This is a genomic window from Oceanobacillus sp. B139/18 (assembly GCF_055524595.1).
The window spans coordinates 161,701-187,995 of sequence record NZ_JBVFXI010000005.1; the positions used below are offsets into that span (position 1 = coordinate 161,701).

At 40.5% G+C, this 26,295-nt stretch carries 25 protein-coding genes and 1 other annotated feature; of the genes, 5 read left to right on the forward strand and 20 right to left on the reverse strand.

Annotated elements, in window-relative coordinates; translation table 11 throughout:
• Positions 1-78 precede the first annotated feature (78 nt).
• The 8 genes from ACZSMY_RS15675 to ACZSMY_RS15710 form a co-directional block, all read right to left on the reverse strand.
• Positions 79-1,317: a cytochrome P450 gene (locus ACZSMY_RS15675; protein ID WP_465147963.1), complete on the reverse strand. Its 1,239-nt coding sequence runs from the start codon at positions 1,315-1,317 to the stop codon at positions 79-81.
• 113 nt (positions 1,318-1,430) lie between these two features.
• Positions 1,431-1,826: a Na+/H+ antiporter subunit G gene (locus tag ACZSMY_RS15680; RefSeq protein WP_244882410.1), complete on the reverse strand. Its 396-nt coding sequence runs from the start codon at positions 1,824-1,826 to the stop codon at positions 1,431-1,433.
• A 19-nt stretch (positions 1,827-1,845) separates the two neighbouring features.
• Complete coding sequence (locus ACZSMY_RS15685; protein WP_042529239.1) at positions 1,846-2,130, reverse strand: Na(+)/H(+) antiporter subunit F1; 285 nt, start codon at positions 2,128-2,130, stop codon at positions 1,846-1,848.
• Positions 2,130-2,612, reverse strand: coding sequence for a Na+/H+ antiporter subunit E (locus tag ACZSMY_RS15690; RefSeq protein WP_042529237.1), 483 nt, complete (start codon positions 2,610-2,612; stop codon positions 2,130-2,132). The genes ACZSMY_RS15685 and ACZSMY_RS15690 overlap by 1 nt, the downstream gene beginning before the upstream one ends.
• A gap of 90 nt (positions 2,613-2,702) precedes the next feature.
• Positions 2,703-4,184, reverse strand: coding sequence for a Na+/H+ antiporter subunit D (locus tag ACZSMY_RS15695; RefSeq protein ID WP_042529235.1), 1,482 nt, complete (start codon positions 4,182-4,184; stop codon positions 2,703-2,705).
• Complete coding sequence (locus tag ACZSMY_RS15700; protein ID WP_042529233.1) at positions 4,177-4,509, reverse strand: Na(+)/H(+) antiporter subunit C; 333 nt, start codon at positions 4,507-4,509, stop codon at positions 4,177-4,179. The genes ACZSMY_RS15695 and ACZSMY_RS15700 overlap by 8 nt, the downstream gene beginning before the upstream one ends.
• Before the next feature lie 2 nt (positions 4,510-4,511).
• Positions 4,512-4,934 carry a Na(+)/H(+) antiporter subunit B gene (locus ACZSMY_RS15705; RefSeq protein WP_193064790.1) on the reverse strand — a complete coding sequence of 141 codons (423 nt, stop codon included), beginning with the start codon at positions 4,932-4,934 and terminating at the stop codon, positions 4,512-4,514.
• Positions 4,921-7,335 carry a Na+/H+ antiporter subunit A gene (locus ACZSMY_RS15710; protein ID WP_084612812.1) on the reverse strand — a complete coding sequence of 805 codons (2,415 nt, stop codon included), beginning with the start codon at positions 7,333-7,335 and terminating at the stop codon, positions 4,921-4,923. Before ACZSMY_RS15710 ends, ACZSMY_RS15705 begins: the two co-directional genes overlap by 14 nt.
• Positions 7,336-8,631: 1,296 nt before the next feature.
• On the opposite strand from ACZSMY_RS15710, the gene ACZSMY_RS15715 reads away from it, so the two are divergent.
• Positions 8,632-9,324 (forward strand): universal stress protein, encoded by a 693-nt coding sequence (locus ACZSMY_RS15715; RefSeq protein WP_289584460.1) that lies wholly within the window; start codon positions 8,632-8,634, stop codon positions 9,322-9,324.
• Positions 9,325-9,414: 90 nt separating this feature from the next.
• On the opposite strand, the gene ACZSMY_RS15720 is transcribed toward ACZSMY_RS15715, so the two are convergent.
• The gene (locus ACZSMY_RS15720; protein WP_465147964.1) at positions 9,415-10,209 is read right to left on the reverse strand and encodes a carbon-nitrogen family hydrolase; all 795 of its coding nucleotides are present in this window, start codon (positions 10,207-10,209) and stop codon (positions 9,415-9,417) included.
• 204 nt (positions 10,210-10,413) lie between these two features.
• Between ACZSMY_RS15720 and ACZSMY_RS15725 the strand changes: the two genes are divergently transcribed.
• Positions 10,414-11,043: an NUDIX hydrolase gene (locus ACZSMY_RS15725; RefSeq protein WP_042529223.1), complete on the forward strand. Its 630-nt coding sequence runs from the start codon at positions 10,414-10,416 to the stop codon at positions 11,041-11,043.
• A 58-nt stretch (positions 11,044-11,101) separates the two neighbouring features.
• On the opposite strand, the gene ACZSMY_RS15730 is transcribed toward ACZSMY_RS15725, so the two are convergent.
• Together ACZSMY_RS15730 and ACZSMY_RS15735 are read right to left on the reverse strand one after the other, a co-directional pair.
• Positions 11,102-12,970, reverse strand: a complete 1,869-nt coding sequence (locus ACZSMY_RS15730; protein WP_193064793.1) for an ATP-dependent DNA helicase — start codon at positions 12,968-12,970, stop codon at positions 11,102-11,104.
• A gap of 391 nt (positions 12,971-13,361) precedes the next feature.
• On the reverse strand, positions 13,362-13,490 hold the full coding sequence (locus ACZSMY_RS15735; RefSeq protein WP_264299303.1) for a hypothetical protein: 129 nt from the start codon (positions 13,488-13,490) through the stop codon (positions 13,362-13,364).
• 91 nt (positions 13,491-13,581) lie between these two features.
• Here ACZSMY_RS15735 and ACZSMY_RS15740 point away from each other — a divergent pair, with 91 nt between their 5' ends.
• A complete protein-coding gene (locus ACZSMY_RS15740) occupies positions 13,582-14,643 on the forward strand; it encodes an NAD(P)/FAD-dependent oxidoreductase (protein ID WP_256705262.1) in 1,062 nt (353 codons plus the stop codon).
• Positions 14,644-14,684: 41 nt separating this feature from the next.
• On the opposite strand, the gene ACZSMY_RS15745 is transcribed toward ACZSMY_RS15740, so the two are convergent.
• The 9 genes from ACZSMY_RS15745 to ACZSMY_RS15785 all read right to left on the reverse strand — a co-directional run bounded on the left by ACZSMY_RS15745 (position 14,685) and on the right by ACZSMY_RS15785 (position 23,982).
• On the reverse strand, positions 14,685-15,551 hold the full coding sequence (locus ACZSMY_RS15745; protein WP_042529220.1) for a Cof-type HAD-IIB family hydrolase: 867 nt from the start codon (positions 15,549-15,551) through the stop codon (positions 14,685-14,687).
• Positions 15,552-15,670: 119 nt separating this feature from the next.
• Positions 15,671-17,062, reverse strand: coding sequence for an argininosuccinate lyase (argH, locus tag ACZSMY_RS15750; RefSeq protein WP_042529218.1), 1,392 nt, complete (start codon positions 17,060-17,062; stop codon positions 15,671-15,673).
• The gene (locus tag ACZSMY_RS15755) at positions 17,059-18,312 is read right to left on the reverse strand and encodes an argininosuccinate synthase (RefSeq protein WP_193064796.1); all 1,254 of its coding nucleotides are present in this window, start codon (positions 18,310-18,312) and stop codon (positions 17,059-17,061) included. The genes argH and ACZSMY_RS15755 overlap by 4 nt, the downstream gene beginning before the upstream one ends.
• 332 nt (positions 18,313-18,644) lie before the next feature.
• A complete protein-coding gene (locus ACZSMY_RS15760) occupies positions 18,645-19,292 on the reverse strand; it encodes an SDR family oxidoreductase (RefSeq protein WP_042529214.1) in 648 nt (215 codons plus the stop codon).
• Positions 19,293-19,384: 92 nt separating this feature from the next.
• Positions 19,385-19,645, reverse strand: coding sequence for a hypothetical protein (locus ACZSMY_RS15765; protein ID WP_042529212.1), 261 nt, complete (start codon positions 19,643-19,645; stop codon positions 19,385-19,387).
• 576 nt (positions 19,646-20,221) lie between these two features.
• Positions 20,222-21,055, reverse strand: a complete 834-nt coding sequence (gene pstB, locus ACZSMY_RS15770) for a phosphate ABC transporter ATP-binding protein PstB (protein ID WP_042529210.1) — start codon at positions 21,053-21,055, stop codon at positions 20,222-20,224.
• Between the two features lie 49 nt (positions 21,056-21,104).
• Entirely contained in the window at positions 21,105-21,995 is an 891-nt protein-coding gene (gene pstA, locus ACZSMY_RS15775) for a phosphate ABC transporter permease PstA (RefSeq protein ID WP_465147965.1), read from the reverse strand.
• A gap of 1 nt (position 21,996) precedes the next feature.
• Positions 21,997-22,941 (reverse strand): phosphate ABC transporter permease subunit PstC, encoded by a 945-nt coding sequence (gene pstC / locus ACZSMY_RS15780; protein ID WP_042529206.1) that lies wholly within the window; start codon positions 22,939-22,941, stop codon positions 21,997-21,999.
• Positions 22,942-23,022: 81 nt separating this feature from the next.
• Positions 23,023-23,982, reverse strand: coding sequence for a PstS family phosphate ABC transporter substrate-binding protein (locus ACZSMY_RS15785; protein ID WP_042529204.1), 960 nt, complete (start codon positions 23,980-23,982; stop codon positions 23,023-23,025).
• 416 nt (positions 23,983-24,398) lie between these two features.
• Positions 24,399-24,668: a binding site (T-box leader), on the forward strand.
• Between the two features lie 159 nt (positions 24,669-24,827).
• On the opposite strand from ACZSMY_RS15785, the gene ACZSMY_RS15790 reads away from it, so the two are divergent.
• Together ACZSMY_RS15790 and ACZSMY_RS15795 are read left to right on the forward strand one after the other, a co-directional pair.
• Positions 24,828-25,679 (forward strand): SAM hydrolase/SAM-dependent halogenase family protein, encoded by an 852-nt coding sequence (locus tag ACZSMY_RS15790; protein WP_042529202.1) that lies wholly within the window; start codon positions 24,828-24,830, stop codon positions 25,677-25,679.
• A 49-nt stretch (positions 25,680-25,728) separates the two neighbouring features.
• Positions 25,729-26,283: an ECF-type riboflavin transporter substrate-binding protein gene (locus ACZSMY_RS15795; RefSeq protein ID WP_368901245.1), complete on the forward strand. Its 555-nt coding sequence runs from the start codon at positions 25,729-25,731 to the stop codon at positions 26,281-26,283.
• Positions 26,284-26,295 lie beyond the last annotated feature (12 nt).

Sequence of the window (26,295 nt, forward strand, 5' to 3'; positions counted from 1 at the left end):
CTGGCTTTTTATCGCAATGTAATTGACCGTGAAAAATGTATTTTATTACATCACTGTCCGAGTCAATAAAAACCGCCTTTACATATCCTCTACAAAAGATTGATGGTAAAAATCAAGTGGCATGCCATTTTTTGGCCGTGCCGGAATTTCCGTGCCACTGCAGGTGAAGGTCTGATTCGGAGCTATCCAATCGGTCCGCAGGAGATAAGACAAGCTAATCTTCATGAGCTGCATTGTTATATTCTCATTCGCAGAAGCGAGCTCTTTCGCCGCCCCTTCTCCAAAGTCAGGTAAAATATCTAAAAATCGATCCGGCTGAAATAAGTCCGGCTGAAGCCACTTATCAGGATGATGATTAGCGCCATGTATATCAAATAACACCAATTGATTTTTATCAAAAAACATATCCTTCCAAAAAAGCTGCTCCTGTGTCTTTGCTACGGCAAAAGGTGTGATAGAGTAGTAACGGATAACCTCATGGATAAAGCAGTCAACATATTGATGATCTACTTGCAGCCGATCCCTTAACCCCGGATTTTCAAGCAGTGCTATTTGGCAAAAAACGACCCATCTGCTGGAAGCTGCAAAAGTCCGGATAAGCAATAATAATTCTTGAACCACTTTCCCTGTCTGTAAAATTTGACCTGATTCATCTTCATACCAAGCCAGTTTGGATAGTATCTTCTCTTCATCGACATGGATTCTGCCCGCTCTCAGCTGACGTACTAAAAAGACAAGCCACTTTTCCATTCTATTTTTTGCTTGTTTTCTTTTCCAGCGATTGAATCCATACTTTGAAAATAATTGAACAAACTCCTGAATATCCGTGGTACGCTGCTTTAGATTATTTGCACGAATCGGAATCCCCAGCCAGTTACATACAGCAATTACCCACATCTCTTCCATTTCCGTAACAAAATCAATAGACGGGTTTATTTTCCACGCTTCTATTCTTTCTTCCCAGCGCTGTCGGATAATTGCCTCCAATTCTTCCCGCTTTTCTGCCGAGAAAACTTCTTGAAACCAGGCTTTCTCCTGATGATGATTGATATCTGCCAGATAAAATAAACCATTTTCTTCCCTAAGCAGGCTGGTGGACAATTCAGAAATACTTTTCTCAGGCTTAAACTTAGCCGTGTCCTTTACTAAATCTGCTGCTTCCTCCGCTCGCAGCATCACCAGCTTTCTTCCAAATATACGCGAACCGATAACGTCTTCCTGATACTCGTTCATTCGTTTAGAAAAATAAAAATAACCGTCTCTTAAAAAATCGATGGTATGATCCATTCCTTTATCTTGCACGATTGGTTTCACCATTTTCAATCCCCCTATGTACTTCTCTATCCTACTTCCCTCTTCAACGCTCTTAAAAACCTGTCTCCCTTTTAAAAGTATGCACCGTTATCTTAGAATTATAAACAAAGAGCACTCTATTCAGAATGCTCTTTGTCTGCTTTCTTTTCGTCTTCTATAATGACTTCTCCAGTTTCACTGCGCTCTTTTTCCGCTTCTTCTTTTACTTTATCTGTCACTTCTTTCAATTCATCCTCCACAGTCGTATCAGCCATTTTTACATTCGCCCGGTAAGCCGCACGTGTGATAAGATGCCCTGCAACTGGAGCAGTTAAGAACACAAAAGCAATTCCGAGCAGCAGCCGGACACTGTAAAATCCTTGATTGGAAGCAAAATAAATAAATGCTCCAAGAAGGGTCAATAATACAGCAAGTGTAGAACTTTTTGTACCAGCGTGGGAACGTGTAAAAACATCCGGCAGACGAATAATTCCTATCGCACTGATTAATGCCATAATCGATCCGGCAAGCATAAATAGAGCAGCAATAAATTCAATCGTCGCGTCGATATTCAAGAATGACCCCCCTCTCAATATATTTCGAGAAGGCAATGGTACTGATAAAAGCCAGGATAGCTAAAATCAAGATAACTTCTAAAAATGCAGTGGTTGTCAGCATAACTGATATAATAGCTATGGAGGATACGAGTGTCACACCAACCATATCTAAAGCAACGATACGGTCAGGCAGACTCGGGCCAATAATAATACGAATCACGCTGATACAAATCGATATTCCATAAAACGTTAAAGCAATCGTCAGCATTCCTTGAATCATTAGCGTGTCACCTCCATAATCGCTTTTTCAAAGTTATCAATGGACTTTAACAGGATATCTTTTGACTCTTCCACGTCCATCGCATGAATATAAAATGCATCTCCATCATCTGTCACTTCAATAACAACAGAACCTGGAGTTAATGTTAATAATAGTGCTAAAGCCGTAATTTCCCAATCTCCCTGTAAGACTGTTTCGTATTTAAACAGCCCTGGCTTAATCGAAAGTTTCGGTTTTAAAATTTGCCCAAGAACGAGCTTTGACGACATAATAAGCTCTCTCGTAAAGATAAATATCAGTTTTATTAGCGCTATAAAGCGAGAAAGATAAAATCGTTCTCCAAAAAATCGATGCATTAAAAACACAATACCAATCCCAACGAGATAACCTGCGACAAATGTTGTAAATCGAAGTTCGGATTCATCATTAATCAGGGTCCATAATACAGCAATAAACACATTCAATAAAAACTGTGCCGGCATTCAGCATCACCACCTTGTTTATTAGAAAAACTGCTTCAGAGGTATTCATGCACACTCCGAGGGCACCCGATAATTCGGATTTCATCCAGGCTAATTCTCTCCAAGTACTGCATCAATATAAATTTGCGGGTTTAATAATGTTTCTGCTGCATCTTGAACATAAACAGACATAGATTCAGCGCCTAAGCCCAAAGCAATCGTCCCTAAAGCTAATATACACATTGCAACGCTCCAGCCTTTCTTTGCTGGCGCTTCTTCGTCTTTACTGATAATCGTTTCTCCCCAAAAGCTTGTTAAGAAAATACGCATCAAGGAGTATAGAACAAAGATACTTGAGATAAACGCAAGGGCTAATAAGACATATGCGCCGCCTTCTACAGCACCTTCCCCAACAAGGACTTTACCGATAAATCCGCTTAATGGCGGAATTCCAGCTAAAGATAATGTTGTCAGGAAGAACAGCCAGCCAAGCAGCGGGTGGTTCTTGATCAGACCGCTGATTTCATCCATTTTCGTCTGTCCAGTCACTGCAATCATCGTTCCTACCAGTAAAAATAGGGATGCTTTTATAATAATGTCATGAATCAAATAATAAATAGATCCTTCTATAGCAGCTGGTGTTGCAACAGCCAAGCCAACGAGAATAAAACCAACTGCAATGACCACATTGTAAGAAGCAACTAATCTGAGGTCCTTATAAGCAACTGCTCCAATGCTTCCGCCGATTAAGGTCAGACCTGCTAAAATTCCAATTATCGTGTGCGTCATTTGCGGTTCGTGATAGAAAATCAAGGTAAACATACGGAACATCGCATAAATTCCAACCTTTGTCAGCAGCGCTCCGAACATAGCTGCGACTGGAGTAATTGGAACAGAATAAGAGCCCGGCAGCCAGAAATATAAAAACAGACCTGCTTTTAATGCAAATACGGTTAAGAAAACTATACTGACAACAGTTAATGTCGCAGTCTGTCCATTTTCTGCAACACGCTCTGCTATATGCGCCATATTTAATGTTCCGACCGATCCATATATATATGCAATAGCTACAAGGAAAATCCAAGAGGAGACAACATTAACAATGACATATTTTATCGACTCGCGAAGCTGTCTTTTTTTGCCGCCAAATACGATTAACACGTAGGAAGCAAGCAGCATAATTTCAAAACAGACAAACAGGTTGAAGATATCCCCTGTCAGAAAGGAACCATTTACCCCTGCGATAAGAAATAAAACAAAAGAATAATAAAAGTTCTTTTCAAAAGATGGTTCCACAGAAGAAAACGAATAGATTAAACATACAGCAGCAACAATACTTGCCGCCAGCACCAGCAGCATGGAAAAACTATCTGCTACAAATAAGATTCCAAAAGGAGGCTCCCAGCCGCCAAAATCAAGACGTAAGACGCCATTTTGCTGAATCAGATGCAGCACATATGCGCTGATTCCGATATTCGCAACAAATACGAGCAATGACAGTCCTCTCTGCACCTTCACATAAGGCCTCAAAAATAAAAGAATAATCCCAAACAGGACCGGCAGTGCCATGGGCATAACAATTAAATTACTCATCCGGCTCCCCCCTCAGCTCATCTAATTTATCTGTTCCAATCTCTTGATATGTTCGATAAGCGAGAACAAGAGACACCGCAGTTACCGCAAAACCGATAACAATTGACGTTAAAATCAATGCCTGCGGGAGCGGATCTACCGGATCCCCTTCGCCGACAATCGGCACTGTTCCCGTTTTTAATTCTGCAAGCACCATAATGAGAAGATGGGCTGCATGGGTCAAGATCGCAGTACCGATAATAACGCGGATCAAACTCTTTGACAGCAAGAGATAAGTTGCTACTGTAACTAATACGCCTGCCAGGATGGTTACTAACGTTTCCATAATTACTCATCCTCACTAATACTTAATAAGATTGTTACCACAACACCGACAACAGCAAGAGCAACGCCAGCTTCAAAAATCGTCACTGTTGTCAGTTCTATTTCCCCGAAAAAAGGGATATCGAAATAATCAAAGGCCTGTGTTAAGAAGTTTGCACCAAACACCAATGCGCCAAACCCAGTGCCCACAGACAAGAATGCACCAAAAGCAGCTACCAATTTAAAATCAATAGGAAGACCTTTTTGAATGGTTTCAATATCGTATACAATAAATAGCAGTACCAGTGCAGATGCAAGTACCAGCCCGCCGCTGAAGCCGCCGCCTGGACTATTATGACCTGCGAAAAATAAATATACTGCAAGCGTCAGAATGATAAAGAAAACAAGCTTGGCCACTGTACGAAGGATGACGTTATTTATCTTCAATCTGATCACTCTCCTTCTTGGCCTTCACCCGGATCATTGTATAGATACCAATCCCTGCAATTAAGAGAACGACTACCTCTAACATCGTATCAAATGCACGGAAGTCCCCTAAGATGGCATTCACCATATTATTTCCTCCAGCAAGTTCATAGGAATTCTCAAAAAATCCGGAAATTGTATCAAATCCTCTGTTCCCTTGAACACCTAATGCTACAGCCGTAAATACGACACCGACACCGATAGAGATAAACAGGTTGATACTCTTCGTTTTTTTCGACGTATTTTCTTTTTCCAGCTCAGGCAAGAAATAATACGCTACAAGGAATAAAACAGTGGTTACTGCTTCAATAACGGTTTGTGTCAGTGCTAAATCAGGTGCACGCAGCAGGACAAAAAGAATCGCAATTCCAAAGCCCAAAATACTATTTAACACAATCGCTGTCAGCCTGGACTGTGCAAATAAAATTGTAATCCCGGTTGCCATCATAGACAGCACAATAAGCCATTCAAAAACCGAAATCGTTGCATTCTCCGGCAGTGTAAATTGGTATGCCTCTGTATAAATAAAAGTTCCGCCGACCACCAAAATAAAGAAAGCAAAAATATACACCATATAATCACGTAAGTAACGCGTCATATATTTATTTGTAATAACTGTTGATTTATCTTCCATCTGGTCTAATACAAATCCATAAAACACATTAATTGATCTTTTCTCTGGAAACAGATTATATATACCTGACCAATATTTTCTCGAGAAGAATAAGAGAGCCCCAAACAGTACGACACCGATGGTCATAAATAATTCAGGTTCAAAGCCATGCCACGCATAAATATCCGTTCCTAAATCTGCACCTTCTGCAGCAAAGGTAGGAAAGATTCCGCTCATCGCAGGTGTAATTAGATTCTTTCCAATCACATTTGGCACAAAGAAAAATATAATTACAAGCAATCCTAATACAATCGGTGAAATCAGCATTCCCGGCTTTGGTTCATGTGCCGGATGCTCCAGCTTTTCTTCTTTATATGGACCAAGGAACGTTTTCACAACGAATACAGTGGAATAAACAAATGTAAAGACACTTGCTATCCAGGCAACAATCGGAATAATAATCCCCCACGTTCCTAAGCCGAAGAAGCTTGCTTCCGTAATATCTAAAGTAGATATAAAGAACATCTCTTTACTCAGAAATCCATTAAACGGAGGTAACCCTGCCATGGACATACTGCCGATTGTTGCAATCGTAAATGTAATAGGCATAAGTGTAATGAGTCCGCCCAGGCGGCGAATATCCCGGGTACCAACACTGTGGTCGACAACACCGACAACCATAAACAATGCGCCTTTAAACGTCGAGTGATTCACTAAATGGAATAACGCCGCAAAGGTTGCCCCTGTATATACCATCGATTCATCGGAATATCCAAGATGAAGCGCTGCGGAACCCATCCCAAACATACTCATAATCATTCCAAGCTGGCTGATGGTTGAATAGGCCAGCAATGCTTTTAAATCGGTCTGACGAACAGCATTAAAGGAGCCCCAGAAAAGCGTAAATATCCCGACACCAGTAACCGCCCAGAACCACACAGCTTCCCCGCCAAAAACCGGTGTGAAACGAGCAACCAGATAAATACCCGCTTTTACCATTGTAGCCGAGTGCAGATAAGCACTAACCGGTGTAGGTGCTTCCATCGCATCCGGAAGCCAGATATGGAACGGAAACTGTGCTGATTTCGTAAATGCTCCAAGCAGCACAAGCAGCAAAGCAGGAATAAATAAAGCATGATCGCTAATTGACGCCACTTCAGCAATTACCTCGCGGATACTCCACGTATTTGCCATGGCACCAATCATGATAAAACCAACCAGCATCGAAATCCCGCCAGAAACCGTGATAATCAATGATTTCTTGGCACCTTCTCTGGAACGCTTTCGCTGATACCAGAATGCGATCAACAGGAAGGAAGAGATACTTGTTAACTCCCAAAATACATACAAAACCAGCATGTTGTCTGACATCACAACGCCTAACATTGCTCCCATAAACAGCATAAGGTATGTATAGAACGTACCTATTGGTTCTTTCAACGAAAGGTAATAAATAGAGTAAAGAATTACAAGTGCTCCCACTCCGGAAATCAATAATGCCAAAGTCAGACTAAGTCCATCCAGGTAAGCCGTTATATTGATTCCATAGCTCGGAATCCAGTTTATTGTCTGCACAATTGCTTCTCCGCCTGAAATATCCGGGATGAGCGAAGCAAGATAAATGAATAAACCTGTCGGCACCAGAATGACGAACCAGCCTACATGGATGTTTTTTATATACTTATATAAGAAGGGTATAATTGCAGCAGCCAGAAATGGGATAAAAATAGCCAGTACTAAAGTCGACAAACGAGAACCTCCTATCATTTCATTGTTTTTCTTATTTTGTGATTATGTTAGAAAACCAGATGGTTGCCAGGTGTTTAGGCATCAATCAAAGTTTGGGTTCAAGCAGCAAAAAAGGTTAAAATTTCTCACCTGTTTAAAAAGTCCGCACATATTTCCTCCAGACAAGTATGCTATTTACTAACTACCCTTTAAAACGGGGGAGAAAACGACCATTCGAATAAGCGAGATTGCTCGTTCTTTGCCTTCATAAGGATGGGCAGGCCTGGATTTTAGGACACAAGGTAAGGAGCTTTGTGACAGCTTCTTTAAAACTGCGGTTTTTCTTATACTTTCTAAACAAGCAGCATATACAATGGTTATTTTGTCCGTAAAATGCTAATCTAATAATAGAAAGCCTATTATTGGCGAAAGTATATATATAGCTGCAGGCCCCCTTCAGCATATTACGTTACTGAATAGAATAAAGACGATAAAGTGGTTGAACCAATGCATTAAAAATAGAGAGAAACTCAATTTAATCAAACGGAACATAATCCGCCTGTTTTTTCTTTTCCCCTTGTGAATGGAAGCTTGAGTTAATCAGGAAATGTAGTGACCGTTTTTCCAGCCATAATATTGATAAGGGAGAACCGTTCGTAAAAACTCCCACTGAATCAACGTTTTGTTTTATTATTTCAATACCCTCGCAGGGAATGACGGACACTCATGCTGTGTTAAAACGTGGTAAAATAATAAGCCTTTCATGTAGTAAAAGCAAAGGCATAATGAGGTGTTAAAATGGTTGTTCAAAAAGTCTGACAAAGGCAGTGCAATGCTGCAGCATTTGTCGTTCGGGCATTTTTACAAAGCTTATTGGAACACACACTAAACATGACGTCTTCATAATCACACATAGATATTATACAAGAATTTATCCTTATTTGCATGCATGACGTTGTGACACCCCTATAAAATTTCATTTTGGGGTATTTTCCTATCTCTCTTCAGCAGCGAAGACGTCATTATTAAATTTACTTGCAACTTCTAAGAAATACCTGTATAAAGGACTTTACAGTGAAAAAATCAATATAGAATAAATATTTTTCATCTAGTACTATACGAATCTAAAAATACATGTTAAAATGATACGGTTTAAAGGATATGACTTCCTTCAAAAACCTGTTACAAAAGGGATTAAACCTTCTTCTGACAGGTTAAATTAAAAGTAAAACCATTCTGCTCCTATTCGGATATATATAGATGTTTTAAAAACGAAAGAAAAAGTAAATGACTATTAAAGAAAGGTGCGTAGAAGTGATGAAAAAAATCAGAGGTCGTATGGATGAAAGTATTTTAGTATGTGTTTATTATGGTCCTAATGGAGAACGTCTAATCCGCCGCGGTCATAAATTAGCACAAATGATGGATTGCCCGCTATATGTTTTAACAGTAGATGCCCTTCCTTATGATGAATTTGATGCAGATAAATCTGGCTTTGTTGAACATTGGAAGGAATTGTGCGAGGAATTAGACGTAGAGGAATTTATTATACGTGACAAAGAGAAACGTTCTGTAAAAGCAATTAAAGACGTAGCACATACGTACAATATTACACAAATTATTATTGGGCAAAGCGCACAAAACCGTTGGGAAGAGATTACAAAAGGGTCTTTTGTCAACGTGCTTCTTCGTGAGATTTCTTTTATCGACCTTCACATTGTTTCTGTGGATCGTACATTAAAAAGTACGGATGATACGATTTACGAAAAAGGCGTACGTGCATTTATTCAGGAAGACGGCGAAGTGCCCGGACAATATCGTCTGAAGTTCACTCGTTCCAAGCATAATCTGTACGAGGGAATCTTCTACAAGGAAATTGGTACGGACTTTAATAACGGTGTATTCAAATTCGTAAACAACAAAGGGAAGACTTCCCAAGTGCATATCACAGAAAATGTTTGTACAGGTGAATTAAAAGAACCGCCTAATATTGATAAATCAATTCATTAAAAAAGACTCCCTGCGACGGTGATTATCCCTTGAAAACCGGTTATCTTCCAGTTTTTCAAGGGACGCACTGACAAAGGAGTCTTTTTTATATTACCAGCCTTGATACATTTCCGGCACTCTGCTTCTAAAGACAGGGACTTCCTCACGTATACGGTCCACGTTTGAAGCAGCGATTGTTTCAATCAGTGTTTCTTCCTGTTCTTCGGACCCTTCCTGGACAATCGTTCCCCACGGATCAACAATCAGCGACGTTCCGCAAAATGCGACACCATCATAAGCTCCTATCCGATTACTGGATATAATATAACATTGATTTTCAATCGCCCGCGCCAGCTGAAGCGCCTTCCAATGATCCTTGCGGGCGGATGGCCATTCTGCAACAATATAAATCACTTCTGCTCCAGCCAGAGCCAACTCCCTTGCTAACTCAGGGAAACGAAGGTCATAGCAGATAATCAGCCCCATTTTGATCCCATCTAACTCAAATACACGCGCCTGTTTTCTTCCGCCTGTTAAATATGCCGGTTCATTCAGCATCGGGACGAGATGGATTTTATCATACGTATAGACCTCTTCCCCCTCGTTATTAACAACAAGCGCTGTATTATAGATTGCATCCTCTACTTTATTCGCAAATGATCCGCCAATAATATGCATCTGATACGTTTTTGCCAGCTCCTTCAAAAAGCTCCTCGTAGGCTCTCCATCCAAATCAGCGATTTGATCTAATTGGTCCAACGTATAGGCTGTCGTCCACATTTCCGGAAGAACAACGATATCAGGTTTATCTTCCTTAACCTGTTTTATCAGCCACTCCTTCACATGTTTGCGATTGCTCTCCGGGTCGCCGGGAACAATATCCATTTGATAAATAGCATGTTTCATTGCATACGCACCCTTCTCTTATTTATTCTTATTCTATCAAAAGCGATAACTATTTGAACGTTCTCTATATAATTATCATCCTATCTCTACGAATACGTGTCAACTTACACACATAATCTGTCATGTTAATCGATATACATGACAGTAATCCAAAAGCATACTAGAATTAATATATGACACGAATGATGAAAAGGGAGGATACGCATGCAGATAGAAAATATTCTGAATCATTTAAGGGATCGCACTCCGGCATTAATGGGCCACAAATACTTTAAACGGTCTTCTGTTTTAATTCCTTTGGTTGAATTAAATGGAGAAACCCATATCCTTTTTGAAGTCCGGTCCAAAAACCTAAGAAGCCAGCCTGGAGATGTTTGTTTTCCCGGAGGTCGTGCAGACCAGGATGACAAGCATCCTTCCCACACCGCTATACGGGAAACGACGGAAGAGCTTGGTATTTCAGAACAGGATATTTCCGACCCGATTCCGCTTGATTATGTAGTGAATGACTTAGGAAGAATTATATATCCTTTTATCGGAAGGCTGAAGAGTATAGAAAATATCCAACCCAGCCCGGATGAAGTGGATCATATTTTCACCGTTCCGCTTTCCTTCTTTTTAGAAAATGAACCAAAAAAATATAAAGTACATTTAGAAATAAAGCCCGAGGATAATTTCCCATACCATTTGATTGTCGGCGGAGAGGACTATGAATGGCATATCAGGACGATGGAGGAGCTTTTCTACCAATATGACGACAATACCATCTGGGGGCTGACTGCGAAGGTTTTGAATCATTTTATAAGCTTAATTGATACGAAAAAGGACCGTTGATACGGGGTTTCTCGTATCAACGGTCCTTTTAAAAACAAATAAAATGCTGATAGAACAGCTAAGCTTTTTTCCAAATATGAACGATTCCTTTATCCTGCTCTGTACGAATCAAACGGCCGATGCCCTGTTTTAACCGAAGTTCCATATAGGGCAAGTCAATTTCATCATACGCGTTCTTTGCATGTTTGCGTTTTGCTTTAAACACAGGATCATCTGGCGGATATGGCAGGGAAGCAATGATGACTTGTGTCAGTGCCTCTCCCGGCACATCGAGCCCTTCCCATAAATGATACGCACAGAGAACAGAGGACTTATTAAACTGGAATTCGCGGACAATTTCGCTGATTTCCTTATCCCCTTCAAACAAGAAATCAAAGGACCAGTCTTGCGTTTCTGCCCATTTCCGGAATGCCTGCATCTCTTCTTCCGAGCGGAATAAAATGAGACTGTGCCCTTCATTCTCCTGAAGCTGGGTGGCAATCCCGAGGTATTTTTCTGCTTCCTCCGAATACCCATGTTCTTTTATGGTACGAACTTCCTCATAATCAAATGGGGATTCAACAGAAAAGAAGTCATATGCATCCACCCCCAGACTCTTCGCAATATATGAAAAATCTCCATTTTGAGAGAGTGTTGCTGAGGAGAAAATAAATGGAATGTTTTTCTGAAATACTTCTTCCCGAAGCACCTCCTCTACCAGTCTCGGCATGATAACCAGACTGCTTTGGTCGCCGTCCTCTTCCAACCAGTAAACTCCCTCATCATCCTTTAAGAAAATTGATAAACCATACGTGAAAAATTCCAAGTACTCTTCAATAATTTTTGTATGGTATGCATCCATGGTGAACAATTCCGCATCAAAAACTAGCTGTTCTAACAGCTCTTGAACCATCTTCTCTAATTGAACTGCCATTTCACGCATTTTCGTATCTGTTGGAATTTCAAGTCGATTGGAGCCTTCTACACGCACAGCTATTTCTGAAATATAATCAAACCAGTCATCATGCAGCGCCATGATATCTTCGGCTAATTGCAGTGATTCTTCCCGCACATCCTGCCCTTGATAGCCAGTTAAGACATTGGTGATATTCTGATAGTTGAAGCGGTAGGTCAATCCTTTTTGGGCTGAAAACTCTAATAAATGCCCTTCATCAAAAACAACCGCACTGGCTTCCGGAAGCAATGGCAGCTGCCCTTCCCTGATTCTTGATTCTTTCGTCCAGACATGCTCCATATAAAAATCATGCGAGCAGATAATCAAATCTTTTGCATGGCGGTAATAATCACGATGCAATGTCTGCGCACTGCGATGTCTAAAATCACAAGTCGCACACTGCTTCAACGGGTCCCAGCCAATCTGTTCCCATTGCTTATCCGAAAGCCATGGATAATCTTTCCTGTCTCCATAAGGATAAAAAGACTGCATCGAGACACCTTGATCGAACACAAAGTCCGGAACAGAGTCATGTACATCAAGAATTTCTTCATCCTCTGTATATTCGGACAACGGATCCAGCTTCTTCATGCACAAATAGTTTTCGCGTGCTTTTGCCAAACGGACGTCTACCTCTAAGCCCAGCGCTTTTTCCAGCTTATCAATATCTCCGCCCTCTTTGACCAGCTGCTCAATCAATGTTTCATCCGCACAGGAAATAATCACAGGCTTTCTCTGATAGCGGGCATAACAAATGGCATATAAGAGATACACGATTGTCTTCCCCGTACCAACTCCTGCTTCTGCAAAAATGGTCTTTTTATGCTTAAAAGCCTGTTCCAGCTGAAACGCCATATAAATCTGTTCATCACGCAGCTCAAAGCCTTGTTCTGGTAAAATATCATAAAAAACATCGCCGATATAATCTCCCAGGCGATCAAAAAAATGCTCATTTTTTGCTACAGTAAATGGGATTGAATTCATTCCTGCCATAGGCAACTCCTTTTCTTTTCTATATCTATGAAAACGAAACTTCATTCAACGGGAGTTATATTTCCCTCCCATAGAATGATTGGTTAAACTTATTGAATAAAAAGCACTCTTAATCGTACCATTATTTCTAAAACTCTAGCAAGCTATTCATTCCGGGCGAAATAATTTAATTTTTTTGAATAAATTATCCTTTTCTCAATTGCAAACTGCTGCCTCAATCTTAATGACATCGCCTTCATAATTTGTTACGCTAGTAAACGAAAGAGAGATTGTTTCAAAATGTCGAAAGTGGAGAACATTTGGAGCTGAACGCGGTTATTTTTAAATGAAAATGCATTCATATTTTACTACCGTTTATCTGGCAGTATAACTTCGATTGCTTTAGGAGTTTTTAGGGAAGCGGCTGCTCGGTCATATCCCCGGGTGCATACCCTTGTGTTACTATCTGCGTTTTGTTGGAGTGATTTATCGCATCATTTTGATGGGGGCGCGTCATCACCGTACCATTCTGTCGGAACATTTCATTTCCTGCAGAGAATCACCCGTAAAAACTCCCGCCGAATGACGTTTCGTTTTATATTTCTTCACAATTTAAATAAGGGGTGTACACAATGAAAAGAGTTGTTCTTGTTGGAGGTGGATACGGCGGTATCAAGACGCTGCTCGGCCTTCTCAGCCAAACATTAGCCGATGATATACATATCACTGTTATCGACCGTAATCCATTTCGCTCGCTAAAAACAGAGTTCTATGCGATTGCTGCAGGAACTTCAGCCGATCATGATGTTCGTGTTGATTTTCCAGCTGATTCCCGGGTGAACTATATTTTTCGGGAAATCATAAAAATCGATACGGAAAATAAACAAATTATTATTCAAGATGAAGATTCCATTGTTCCTTATGATTATTTAATTATCGGCTTAGGCTGTGAAGACAATTACCATGGAATCCCGGGGGCAGCAGAATTCACAGAAAGCGTTCAAACCTTTGCAAAAGCCAGAAAAGCAGGAGTGGCAATAGGAAATTTGAAAGCTTATGGAAAAGTATCTGTTATCGGTGCAGGATTAAGCGGGATTGAGGTGGCTTCAGAAATCCGGGAAAGCCGGCCAGACTTAAACATCCGTCTGCTTGACCGCGGTAATACGGTATTAAAACCACTGGACAGCAAAATTCAATCCTATGTACAAAAATGGCTGACAGAAAACAATGTCGATGTGATACATAATTCAACGGTAGAATATGTAGAACAAGACGGCGTTTGCAATAATGGCGTTTGTTATTTAAATGATGTGACCATCTGGACAGCAGGTGTACAGCCGAATTGGCTTGTACGTGAACTTCCATACAGCAAGGATAATCACGGAAAAGTCGTTGTCAATGATTTTTATCAGGTTCCTGAGGATCCATCTGTGTATGTGCTGGGAGATTGCGCATCCAGTGAACACTCGCCAAGTGCACAGCTGGCCGGCCTGCAGGGAGAACAAATTGCAGAAATTCTGCTTGCTATTTTAAATGAAAAACAGCCGAAAAAACCAAAACCTATTAAACTTAAAGGAACCTTGGGCTCCTTAGGCAAGTCAGATGGTTTTGGAAATATGGCCAAGAAGCCAATGACAGGCTTATTGCCAAGACTCGCAAAATCAGGCGTATTATGGTTAAGTAAACGCCATTAAATAAAAAAATGCCGGGCAAGGTAAAACAGCCCGGCATTTTTCTATTTATTAAACTCCGCCAGCATCTCTTCAATGGCTTTGGCAACACCATCCTGCTCATTTGTCACCGTCTCGTATTGGCATAACTGCTTAATTTTATCTGCAGCATTACCCATCGCGACTCCGCGGCCAGCCATTTCTAACATGCTTGCATCATTCCAATTATCTCCGATTGACATCACATCCTGCATAGACCAGCCGCTGTCTTCTATATACTTTTGAATGGCTAATCCTTTTTGGGCTTTAGGATGATTAAATTCCAGATTCGTCTCTCCGGAAGATGTAATTACAGCCCCTGTCTCATCACGAAGCTTTCTTTTTGCGCCCTCCAGCTGACTCTCCTCAAAAGCAAAAGAAAGGATTTTATAAACTTCCGTATCCTCATCCTTCACTGCTAACTGCAGATTTTCAATAAAAGAAACCTCTTCTAATTGAAACCGCTGCTCTACCATTTCACGCATTTCCCTCTCAGATATATTCGGATGAGTTGTGTGCAGGATATCCATGAGGATATCTAAAAAGTGTTCCCGGCTTTCAGAAAGGACGCCTTTATCTGTAAATAATTCTACATACATCCCCAGTTTGCTGCATTCATCGACAATACGTGCAGCTGCCTGTTTATCCATTGGAATACTATTGATTACTTTTCCATTTTCCTGATAGGTTACTGCGCCATTCAAGCTGATAATGGGACAATTAATCCCGGCAGCTTGAAGCGGCGTATTCGCTGCCTGATAGGACCTGCCTGTTGCAGCAATAAATTCCACGCCTTTATCCATTGCTTTTTTTACTGCTTGTGCATTCGCTTCACTGATTACGCCATTTTCATTAAGCAAGGTTCCATCCATATCTGATGCAATTAATTTCATAATACATTACCGCCTTTACGACATTAGAAAAACTTGAATCTATTGTATTTTTTTTGCGTAAAATAAAGGAACCCATCTGCTGACTCTATGGGCTCCAATCATTTTACTTCTCGTATATACTATACCTTATTTACATCAGATGATTCCAATAATTGCTCTGCCTTTTCAATTTGGTCTAATACACTGTTTTTGGCTGTTCCGCCTGCAGCAGCTCTTGCATTAACCACTGTCTCCGGCTTCAGCGCTTCAAATATATCTTCTTCCACCACATCGGAATATTGTTTGAATTCCGCTAAGCTCAAATCCAGCAGATACTTGCTGGCTTGAATACAGTTTAAAACCACCTGGCCAACAACCGCATGCGATTCACGGAAGGTGAGTCCCTTATTCACCAAATAATCAGCCAGATCCGTCGCGTTGGAATAATCATTCGAAACCGCCTTATACATGCTTTCTTTATTTACTTCCATGGATGCAATCATTCCGGCAAAGAGCTGTAAAGCGCCCTTCAGCGTTTCATGGGAATCAAACATCCCCTCTTTGTCCTCCTGCATGTCTTTATTATATGCGAGAGGCAAGCCTTTTAACGTCGTCAGCATTCCAATCAGATTGCCGTAAAGACGACCTGTCTTGCCGCGGACAAGCTCTGCCACATCTGGATTTTTCTTTTGCGGCATCATGCTGCTTCCCGTTGTATACGAATCATCCAGCTCGACAAAATTAAATTCGGCACTGGACCACTGCACGAGTTCTTCACAAAGACGTGATAAATGCGTACCGATCAACGAGCCATTGGACAGGAATTCGACCACAAAATCACGATCACTGACAGCATCCAGGCTATTTTCACAAATTCCGTCAAAATCAAGCTGCTCTGCTACAAAAGCACGATCAATCGGAAAAGTTGTGCCTGCCAGTGCCCCTGCACCTAATGGCGATTTATTCACACGCTTCAAGCTGTCCTCCAGACGCTCCACATCACGCTGAAACATAAATACGTATGCCATCATATGATGGGCAAATAAAACCGGCTGCGCACGCTGCAGGTGCGTATATCCCGGCATAATGACATCAATGTTTGCCTTCGCCTGCCCGATAAGCGCCTGCTGAACTGATTTCACGAGCACAATCAGCTCAGATACCGCTTCTCTTGCATACAGCCGCATATCCAACGCTACCTGATCGTTTCTGCTGCGCCCAGTATGAAGCTTTCCTCCTACTGGACCAATTTCTTCAATCAGCAGTCTCTCGACATTCATATGGATATCTTCATCTGCTTCTGATAATTCAGCTTCTCCAGCCTCAATTTTGGACAGAACCTTTTTCAATCCTTCGGTAATCTGCTCTGCGTCCTCTGCCGGTATAATATCGCATTTCTTCAGCATTGCAACGTGAGCCAGACTGCCTTTCACATCATATTTCGCTAACTTCTGGTCAAAACGAATCGACGAGGTATACTCGTCGACTAGTTCATTCGTTGGTTTTGTAAATCTTCCACCCCATAATTTCACGGATTAACAGCTTCCTTTACCTCTAGTTTTACTTTCTCAATCGATTTATTTCCTTGAGGGCCGTTGACAGAGGCATGTACCTGCGTCGGCAGTCCCCATAGCTTAATAAATCCTAGTGCTGCATCATGGTCAAAAGCATCAGCTTTGTTATAGGTTGCTAAGTCAAAGTCATATAAGGAATTTGCAGATTCTCTTCCGACAACTTGTGCATGCCCTTTGTACAGCTTCACTTTTACTGTACCAGAAACATGCTCCTGTGTCTTCTCAATAAAGGCCTGCAAGGCTTCTGTCAACGGGGAATACCATAAGCCGTAATAAACTGCCTGTGACAGCTTCTGCTCTACTACCGGTTTAAATTCCGCTACTTCACGAGGTAAAGTTAATGCTTCCAATTCCTGATGTGCATTAATCAACGTCATTGCTGCCGGAGCTTCATAAATTTCTCTTGATTTGATACCTACTAAACGATTCTCCACATGGTCGATTCTGCCAACACCATGTTTACCGGCAATTTCATTTAGTGTTAGAATCAATTCATCTAAATCCAGTTTTTGACCGTCTAATGAGACCGGCTTCCCTTGTTCAAACGTAATCTGCACCGTTTGCGCTTCATCTGGTGCATCCTCTGGTTCTTGGGTTAAATCATATGCATCCTTTGGCGCTTCTGCCCATGGATCCTCTAAAATGCCGCATTCATTACTTCTTCCCCATAGATTCTGGTCAATACTGTATGGACTGTCCTTTTTAATTGGAACCGGAATATTATGCTCTAATGCATATTCAATTTCTTCCTCTCTCGACATTGCCCATTCACGAACTGGCGCAACAATCTTTAATTCAGGGTTTAGCGCTGTAAAGGCAACGTCAAAACGAACCTGGTCATTTCCTTTTCCAGTACAGCCATGCGCTACAGCCACTGCACCTTCTTCTTCAGCGATATCCACCAATATTTTTGCGATCAATGGGCGCGATAATGCCGAAATTAATGGATATTTCCCTTCATAAAGCAAGTTGGCCTTCAATGCCGGCAATACATATTCCTCTGAATAAAGCTTTTTCGCATCAATCACATATGATTTGATAGCACCTACGTCCAATGCTTTTTGCTTCACGAAGTCCAAGTCTTTTCCTTCCCCAACATCCAACGCTACTGCAATCACATCATAATTATATTTATCCTGTAACCATTTCACCGCTACAGATGTATCTAATCCTCCAGAATAAGCTAAAACGATCTTGTCTTTTGCCACTTAAAAAATCCCCTCTCGTAAATGTGCTGTTATCGAATTATTATGCATCATTATGTATAATAATGCAAGAGGTATTTTAAAATTTTTTTATTTTTTTGAGGAATTCCGCTTTTATCCAGTCAAGACACGTAATTTCTAGGTTTTTTATTCGTTTCTGGTAACATAAATAATGGGATAAATGAGCGTTTGTATAGAAAAAGTATCCTTTTGTGTGGAAATGATTATGTATATTTTTTTCACACAAAAAAGACGCTCTTTCTAGAAAAGAACGCCTTTTTTCCACGCTGTTACGGAAAACCATCCGGGAAATTCCCGAAAGCTACAGCTTTATTCTATATTTTCCCTACCGCATCATGAATAGAGTCTACTCCAGTAATTAAATCAAAGCCTTTTTGATACGTATTTTCAGCTTCAAGTGCTTCCACAATGACGGCTGCTACATCTTCACGCGGAATGCTGCCCCGCTCCAAATTTTCTCCTGCCAGAACTTTTCCTGTACCTGGTTCATTCTGTAATCCGCCTGGACGGACGATGGTATAATCAAGTCCGCTTTGTACCAATGTTTCATCCGCAAAATGTTTTGCCACCATATATGGCTTAATTGGACTGTCTGCCCAGCTGTCCCGGTTATTCGCCTGGAATGCACTCACCATCACAAATCGGTTCACATTGGCTTTTTTCGCAGCTTCAATCGATTTTACTGCACCGTCTAAATCAATGAGCAATGTTTTATCCGGGCCGGTCTTTCCGCCGGAGCCAGCTGTAAATACCACTGCATCTACATCTTTGATAGCACTTTCTAAATCTGAAATACTACCTTCTAAATCCGCTAGAACAGCAGGAATACCTCTATCTTCTAATTCTTTTTTCTGTCCTTCTTTGCGAACCATGGCTGTCACCTCATGCTGTTCATTTGCATGCAGCTGGTTCACCAGATGCTTTCCAATCTGTCCGTTCGCTCCAATGACAAATACCTTCATTTCTCACAACTCCTTTTAATCATTCTTTATATTATCATGTTCCCTTGTATAAAATATCCAAACACGGATTTGTACTTTGAATTTTATTAAGGTTAGGAAGTTATTATGGCTATCATAATTACTATAAAGAGAAGAATGGCTAACATTATTTCGATTGCTCCGTATCGCTTTTTATTTTGATTTATTTTCATGATTCCTTCTATCAATCCTAGAATAGCTAAACCTATGAATACGATTAGGGGCACAATAAGAGATGTTTCTCCATCAGAGTTAAAATTAATCATTAAACTGGAGAATGCAAGAACAATAAAAACGATCCAAGTAATGTACATTCCTCTTGTAATAGAATCCATTTTTATAAAAACCCCCTTTAGCTCATGATTACTCATCGTCTAAAAAGGCTTTTCTATGCTACTATTCTTTACCTTTTTGAGCGGAGAAATAAACATCTACAGATTATAGGCGGTGCTTACAAAACCAAAGAATCAGGTTTTCTCTTTTGTATGAAGGGAAGAATGGTTATATATGAAATTAACTCTAGCAACAGGGGATGGTAACGGTGTCTTCCGCTAAAAAAATTTTTATTGCAAGCGCATTTATTTACTTTTTCATATCTATTTTACATGTGTTCTACTCAACCATTTGGATATATTCCATCAATCTATTGGCTTTAACTGTTTTTATCATTTTATTGTTATTCACCTATACCAGTTTCACGAACAGAAGGTATGTCCATCTGTTTGTAGCCTTGGTTATTCTTGTACCGCCCGCATTTAAAATCATTTATCAATTTATTTCTTAATTCAAGTCTGGCGATAAAAATCCGATATGCTTCTATCATAAAAAAACACTGTCACTTAACACTAAACTCAAATTCTAAAATAAAAAGAATGACCCGGAAAGCCATTCTCTAACGATGTCTTATTCACTTATCCAAATCGTCCAGAAATATAGTCCCCTGTACGCTGATCTGTCGGGTTATTGAAAATGTGGTCAGTTTTATCATATTCAATGATTTCCCCATTTAAGAAAAATGCCGTCTTATCAGAAATACGGGCTGCCTGCTGCATGTTATGCGTCACGATAACAATCGCGTAATCCTTCTTCAATTCCTGTACAAGCTCTTCGATGCGTAAGGTTGATTTTGGATCCAGCGCCGAGGTCGGCTCATCCATTAAAATCACGTTGGGTTCCACTGCCAAACAGCGGGCAATACATAAACGCTGCTGCTGTCCGCCTGATAACCCGTATGCATTATCACCCAGACGGTCCTTTAACTCATCCCAGATAAATGCGCCGCGCAGACTGTTCTCCACAATTTCATCAAGGACCTTCTTATTTTTAATGCCGTGGATTTTAGGTCCATAAGCAATATTTTCATAGATTGATTTCGGAAACGGATTTGCTTTTTGAAAAACCATTCCGACCTGTGTACGCAAATCCTCTACACGAAAGGATTTATCTAAAATATTTTTCCCTTTATACGTTATCTGACCGGATGTTTTCACAATGGGAACCAGTTCCACCATCCGGTTCAATGTTTTCAAATACGTCGATTTCCCACAGCCAGAGGGGCCGATAATCGCTGTCACTTCTTTTTCTTTGATATCCATATTTATATTTTTTAAAGCATGTGTTTCCCCGTACCATAGGTTTAACCCTTTTGTATCATAAACGACCTCTTTTGGCACTTCCGGTTCATATCTTTCATTGGGGTTTCTTACAAGCTTTAAATTAATTTGTTTCTCCATTACCGTACTCATAGAATAATCTCCTCTCTTTATTTAACCAATTTAATTCCGTAATCTCCCATTAGTAGCGCTGCTGAAACTTATTCCGAATCAAAATAGCGATAGAGTTTAGTAAGAACAGTAAAATCAATAACACGATAATCGTTGCTGCTGCCAGATTTGCATATTCTGCTACAAGGGAGGAATCAATCGTCCAATAATAAACTTGCATCGGCAATGCCGTAAATGTATCAAAAACACCGGACGGAAACGGGATTAACAATGCAGGTATACCAAGAACAGTTAACGGAGCTGTTTCTCCAATTGCGCGTGATAATGCTAAAATTGCTCCCGTTAAAATACCAGGTAATGCCGCTGGTAAAATAATACGGCGCACTGTCTGCCATTTTGTTGCTCCCATGCCGTAGGATGCTTCACTAAGCTGTCCCGGCACTGCCCGCAGTGCTTCCTGTGCTGCCACAATAACAATCGGAAGTACAAGCAATGCTAAGGTTAATCCGCCTGCTAAGATAACATTGCCAAATTCGAGAGTACGGACAAATAACGTCAGACCTAACAATCCATACACAATCGACGGGACGCCTGCTAAGTTAGAAATATTTGTTGCAATAAAGGACTGAAGCTTGCCCTTCTTTGCATAAAGCTCCAGATAAATGGCTGTTCCTACCCCGATAATCATAGTTACCGGAATAACTACCACCATCAGCCACGCTGTTCCTAAAATAGCTCCCATAATCCCTGCTCTGCTTGCGTCTGTGGATAGGTGATTCATCAGAAAATCGATATTGATATATTCGATTCCCTGCGTAAAAATACGAACGAGCAATACAGCCAGCACAATCAGACCGAATAATGTGGAGGCAAAGAACAGACCTTTAAAGCCAGTATTTTTTCGTACACGGGATGACATACATTTCTCAACAAGCACTGCATCCATATATCTCGTAGCCATCTTAGTACTCCTCTCTAAACTTACGTGAAATATATTTTGCTAATAGATTCATCATTAACGTAAAAACAAATAAGGTTAATGCAACGGCATAAAGACTATAATAAATAGTCGTTCCTGCTGCCGCTTCCCCGCCTGCTACCTCTACAATATAAGCAGTCATCGTCTGCATCGACCCAGTAATATCAAACGAGAAATTCTTGGAGCTTCCACTGGCAATAGCTACAATCATCGTTTCCCCTATTGCCCGGGAAATACCAAGAACAAAGGAAGCAATAATCCCTGACAGTGCTGCTGGAATAACTACTTTAAATGTTGTCTCAAGTTTTGTTGAGCCAAGTGCTAGCGCTCCTTCTCTCATCGAGTTTGGAACAGAAGACATGGCATCTTCTGATAACGAAGCAATCATCGGAATAATCATGACGCCCATAATGATTCCCGGGCTAAGAATATTGGTTGCTTCAATAGATGGAAAAATCATTCTTAGTAAAGGCGTTACAAATGTAAAGGCGAAAAATCCGTAAACAATTGTCGGTACGCCGGCTAAAATCTCTAATAACGGCTTCAGCACTCTCCGAACATGATCAGGCGCGTATTCACTTAAATAGATTGCCGACATCATCCCGATTGGCCCCGCTACCAGCATTGCTATCACTGTTGAGATAATGGTTCCGTTTAACAACGGCAGTAATCCAAATTCAGGATTTTGGCTTAACGGTTTTAACACAGTCCCTGTAAGAAAATCAAGAATTGGGACATTCCGAAAAAACGCAACCGATTCAGCAAACAGCGTATAAATTATCCCAACTGTGGTAAGAACCGATATCGAAGCAATAATTAATAATAGAGTTGGTATGAACCGTTCTAATTGATTAAAAAATTTGCGCTTCTGTTTTTGTTGTTCAATCATTTTACTAACCGACATGCGGTTCTTATTATTTGCAGCCATGATGCTAGAGCCACCTTCCATTTCTTAAAATAAGAGGAAGATGAGAGGTGTTTTTACACACCGCTCATCCGTCTTCTTGTCTTATTCGATTCCTTCTAACTCTTCCAGCTGTGACTGGATTTCTTCATCTGGAATCGGTGCAAAGCCTGTCTCGCCAGCTACATTATTTGTATTTTCTAAAACGTATTTTGCATAGTCAAGCACTTCCGGTTTTTCCTGTGCTTGATTTACATTCAGGTACGTAAATACTGGACGTGTATAGTCTGCATAAGGTCCGTCCTCTGCAATCGTATCTAGAGATGGTTCAACCGCTCCGTCACCAAAGTCAATAGATACAGCGTTGATCGCATCTTGATTACTTTGATAATATCCAAATCCAAAGAATCCAATAGCGTTCTTATCTTCTGAAACCAATGTCACTAATGTCGAGTAATCTTGTTGAAGATCAATTCCACCTACTAAATCTTGTTCTTCTAAAATCTCTTCGTAAAAGAATTCATATGTTCCATGATTTTCATTTGGACCGTACGTTTGAATGTCTTCATTTGGCCAAGAGTCATCAATATCTGACCACTTCGTATATTCACCAAGGAAAATTCCTTGTACCTGCTCTGGTGTTAACTCTGTCGCCCAATCATTATCTGGATGCGTCACAATCGTTAAACCGTCTAATGCAACCTTCAATTCTTGCACTTCCATGCCTAATTCATCTGCTTTTGCCTGTTCTTCCTCTTTTATTTCCCGGGAAGCATCATTGAAGTCCGTTCCATTTTCCACTAAGAATTTTTCAAAACCTGCGCTTGTCCCGGCACGGCTAACCTCTACTGAAACGCCCTGCTGCTCATTTATCATATAATCTTCAGCTAATCTCGCCATTAATGGGTACACCGTACCTGAACCATCAATTGCTACATTACCTGATAATTCTTCACTGCTGCCAGATTCAGAATCACTTGCACTATCTGCATCGCCTGAACCGCATGCTGCCAAGAAAATTAAAATAGAAACAAAAAAGAATAAAGTAAACCGTCTAAAGCTCATTAAAGTGCCCCCTTAAATTTATCTGCATAATAGTTACTGGACATTTCTCCTCTGTCCTCACTTTGAAGTATAGAGAAGAATTATTAATATAGTTTGCTGTTAATGTAAAGAGTATGTAAATTTAAGTTTTTTACTTTAAGAGGGCTATGATTGCGGTACTTTGGAAAAACAAGATAATCCGCCGAGTGGTTTCCCCTTCTCAAGCTTGTCCTATTTCATTAAGAAAAGAATCATTTCCTTCTCTATCTTATTCTATGCACAGATGATCTATTTAGCATTCAAATTTGAAAACTGCCGAAATAGATGATTCCTTTAACAAGCCAGACCTGTTATTTCGACTTTTATCATTTTTCTAAAAATACTTGCTTTTTATATTTCGATTATTTATAATGACATTAATTCGCATAGGTTATTTATGAAAAGCGTGGAAGAGGAAAAGTAAGATTCAACTATTTTTTCACAGAGAACTTCGGCAGCTGAAAAGAAGTAAAAATACGAATCTGAACAATGGCCTCTGAGCTTCGTGCTGAAAATATCGATCGATATGAGTAGGTTCCGACGAGATTTGGTACTCGTTATCAATACCACAGTATCAAAGCTTCTTGCTTTCGTACTTGATGAGGCTGTATGTGTGAGCATACAGTAAAATAAGGTGGTACCACGTATATTCCAACCACGTCCTTATCGTTTATTCGATATGGGCGTGGTTTTTTAATTCCTTAAAAACCAACTGCTCATCGACGAAAATGCAAGCAACACAAAGAGGAGTTTCAAAAGTCCAGCAAAAATGACACAGCGAATTTTTATCGAATTTTTGAGCACATATTATTAAGGAGGAATTTAAAATGGGAAGAAATTTAGTCATTCAAACAGATTTTGGTCTTAGCGACGGAGCAGTCAGTGCCATGTATGGGGTAGCACTTTCTGTAGATTCCAAGCTCCGGGTATTCGACCTGACACACGATATCCCGCAATATAATATTTGGGAAGGCTCCTATCGCCTCTATCAAACGTTACCATATTGGCCAGAGGAAACAGTTTTTATCTCTGTAGTTGATCCAGGAGTTGGTACTGCAAGGCTGAGCGTCGTCGTTAAAACGGTGAATAACCAATATATTGTGACGCCGGATAATGGAACACTTACCCATATTAAAAAGGACATCGGCATTAAGGAAGCCAGAATCATCGATGAGAAAACAAACCGTTTACCTCGCTCAGGGGAATCCTATACGTTTCATGGACGTGACGTTTATGCCTATACAGGAGCAAGATTAGCATCAAATACCATTACCTTTGAAGAAGTCGGAGCCCCTGTTGATGTAAACGATATTGTTGAATTAACAAAACCGGAAGCTTATATAGAAGAAGATATCGTCTACGGTAATATTGATATATTAGATATTCGCTTCGGCAATCTATGGACCAACATCAGCAGAGAGTTGTTTCAAGAAATTAATGTGGCTCACGGAGATGCTTTCGAAGTCACTATCGCCAATAACCGCCAGCAGGTATATAAAAATATCATGACATACCGGCATTCCTTTGCCGAAATTCGCCTCGGAGAGCCTTTGCTGTATGTGAATTCGTTGGATAATTTAGGCGTTGCGATTAACCAGGGCTCCTTTGCCAATGCGTATCACGTAGAAACTGGGCCCCATTGGCAAATTATTATTCGCAAAGCACCGAAAATAAGCTGATTGGTATTTAATAAAATAAGAACATATCATTTAAAGGGGGAATTGGGAATTGAAGAGAAATGGGTTATCTATTAAAACAATTGTAGCAATTGGAATTGGTTCAGCAGTATTTGTTATTTTAGGGCGCTTTGCAGCCATTCCAACCGGGATACCAAATACAACCATTGAAACCGCATATGCCTTTTTAGCTTTAATGAGCGTCGTTTTTGGCCCTATTGCCGGAGGACTGATTGGTTTAATCGGTCACGCCTTAAAGGATGCCGTATTTTATGGTTCTATTTGGTGGAGCTGGGTGTTTGTATCGGTATTTATCGGCTTTTTTATCGGCTTATTCACTAGAAAAATCGATATAGAGTCAGGAATATTTGCCTCCAGACAAATCATTCAGTTCAATGTGGTACAAGCAGGTGTACAAGCGATAGGCTGGTTCTTGATTGCTCCAGCTTTAGACATATTGATTTATGCAGAGCCTGCAAATAAAGTATTTGTACAAGGCGCTTTCGCCGGTATTGCCAATATTATAACCACCGGCATTCTTGGTACGATTCTAATCGCATCTTATGCAAAAACCAAAAGTCAAAGCGGGAGTCTTACCAAAGAATAGTATCTGTTGCCG

Bases quoted from the DNA above. Each gene is read 5' to 3' on its own strand.
- ACZSMY_RS15790 (WP_042529202.1), top strand. From the start codon at position 24,828: ATGGGAAGAAATTTAGTCATTCAAACAGATTTTGGTCTTAGCGACGGA.
- ACZSMY_RS15785 (WP_042529204.1), bottom strand. From the start codon at position 23,982: ATGAGCTTTAGACGGTTTACTTTATTCTTTTTTGTTTCTATTTTAATT.
- pstB (WP_042529210.1), bottom strand. From the start codon at position 21,055: ATGAGTACGGTAATGGAGAAACAAATTAATTTAAAGCTTGTAAGAAAC.
- ACZSMY_RS15765 (WP_042529212.1), bottom strand. From the start codon at position 19,645: ATGGATTCTATTACAAGAGGAATGTACATTACTTGGATCGTTTTTATT.
- ACZSMY_RS15760 (WP_042529214.1), bottom strand. From the start codon at position 19,292: ATGAAGGTATTTGTCATTGGAGCGAACGGACAGATTGGAAAGCATCTG.
- ACZSMY_RS15675 (WP_465147963.1), bottom strand. From the start codon at position 1,317: ATGGTGAAACCAATCGTGCAAGATAAAGGAATGGATCATACCATCGAT.
- ACZSMY_RS15680 (WP_244882410.1), bottom strand. From the start codon at position 1,826: ATGCTTGCCGGATCGATTATGGCATTAATCAGTGCGATAGGAATTATT.
- ACZSMY_RS15745 (WP_042529220.1), bottom strand. From the start codon at position 15,551: ATGAAATTAATTGCATCAGATATGGATGGAACCTTGCTTAATGAAAAT.
- ACZSMY_RS15730 (WP_193064793.1), bottom strand. From the start codon at position 12,970: ATGGCAGGAATGAATTCAATCCCATTTACTGTAGCAAAAAATGAGCAT.
- ACZSMY_RS15725 (WP_042529223.1), top strand. From the start codon at position 10,414: ATGCAGATAGAAAATATTCTGAATCATTTAAGGGATCGCACTCCGGCA.
- ACZSMY_RS15695 (WP_042529235.1), bottom strand. From the start codon at position 4,184: ATGAGTAATTTAATTGTTATGCCCATGGCACTGCCGGTCCTGTTTGGG.
- ACZSMY_RS15735 (WP_264299303.1), bottom strand. From the start codon at position 13,490: ATGTTCCGACAGAATGGTACGGTGATGACGCGCCCCCATCAAAATGAT.
- ACZSMY_RS15690 (WP_042529237.1), bottom strand. From the start codon at position 2,612: ATGCCGGCACAGTTTTTATTGAATGTGTTTATTGCTGTATTATGGACC.
- ACZSMY_RS15685 (WP_042529239.1), bottom strand. From the start codon at position 2,130: ATGATTCAAGGAATGCTGACGATTGCTTTAACGTTTTATGGAATATCG.
- ACZSMY_RS15740 (WP_256705262.1), top strand. From the start codon at position 13,582: ATGAAAAGAGTTGTTCTTGTTGGAGGTGGATACGGCGGTATCAAGACG.
- pstC (WP_042529206.1), bottom strand. From the start codon at position 22,941: ATGGCTGCAAATAATAAGAACCGCATGTCGGTTAGTAAAATGATTGAA.
- ACZSMY_RS15715 (WP_289584460.1), top strand. From the start codon at position 8,632: ATGAAAAAAATCAGAGGTCGTATGGATGAAAGTATTTTAGTATGTGTT.
- ACZSMY_RS15700 (WP_042529233.1), bottom strand. From the start codon at position 4,509: ATGGAAACGTTAGTAACCATCCTGGCAGGCGTATTAGTTACAGTAGCA.
- pstA (WP_465147965.1), bottom strand. From the start codon at position 21,995: ATGGCTACGAGATATATGGATGCAGTGCTTGTTGAGAAATGTATGTCA.
- ACZSMY_RS15720 (WP_465147964.1), bottom strand. From the start codon at position 10,209: ATGAAACATGCTATTTATCAAATGGATATTGTTCCCGGCGACCCGGAG.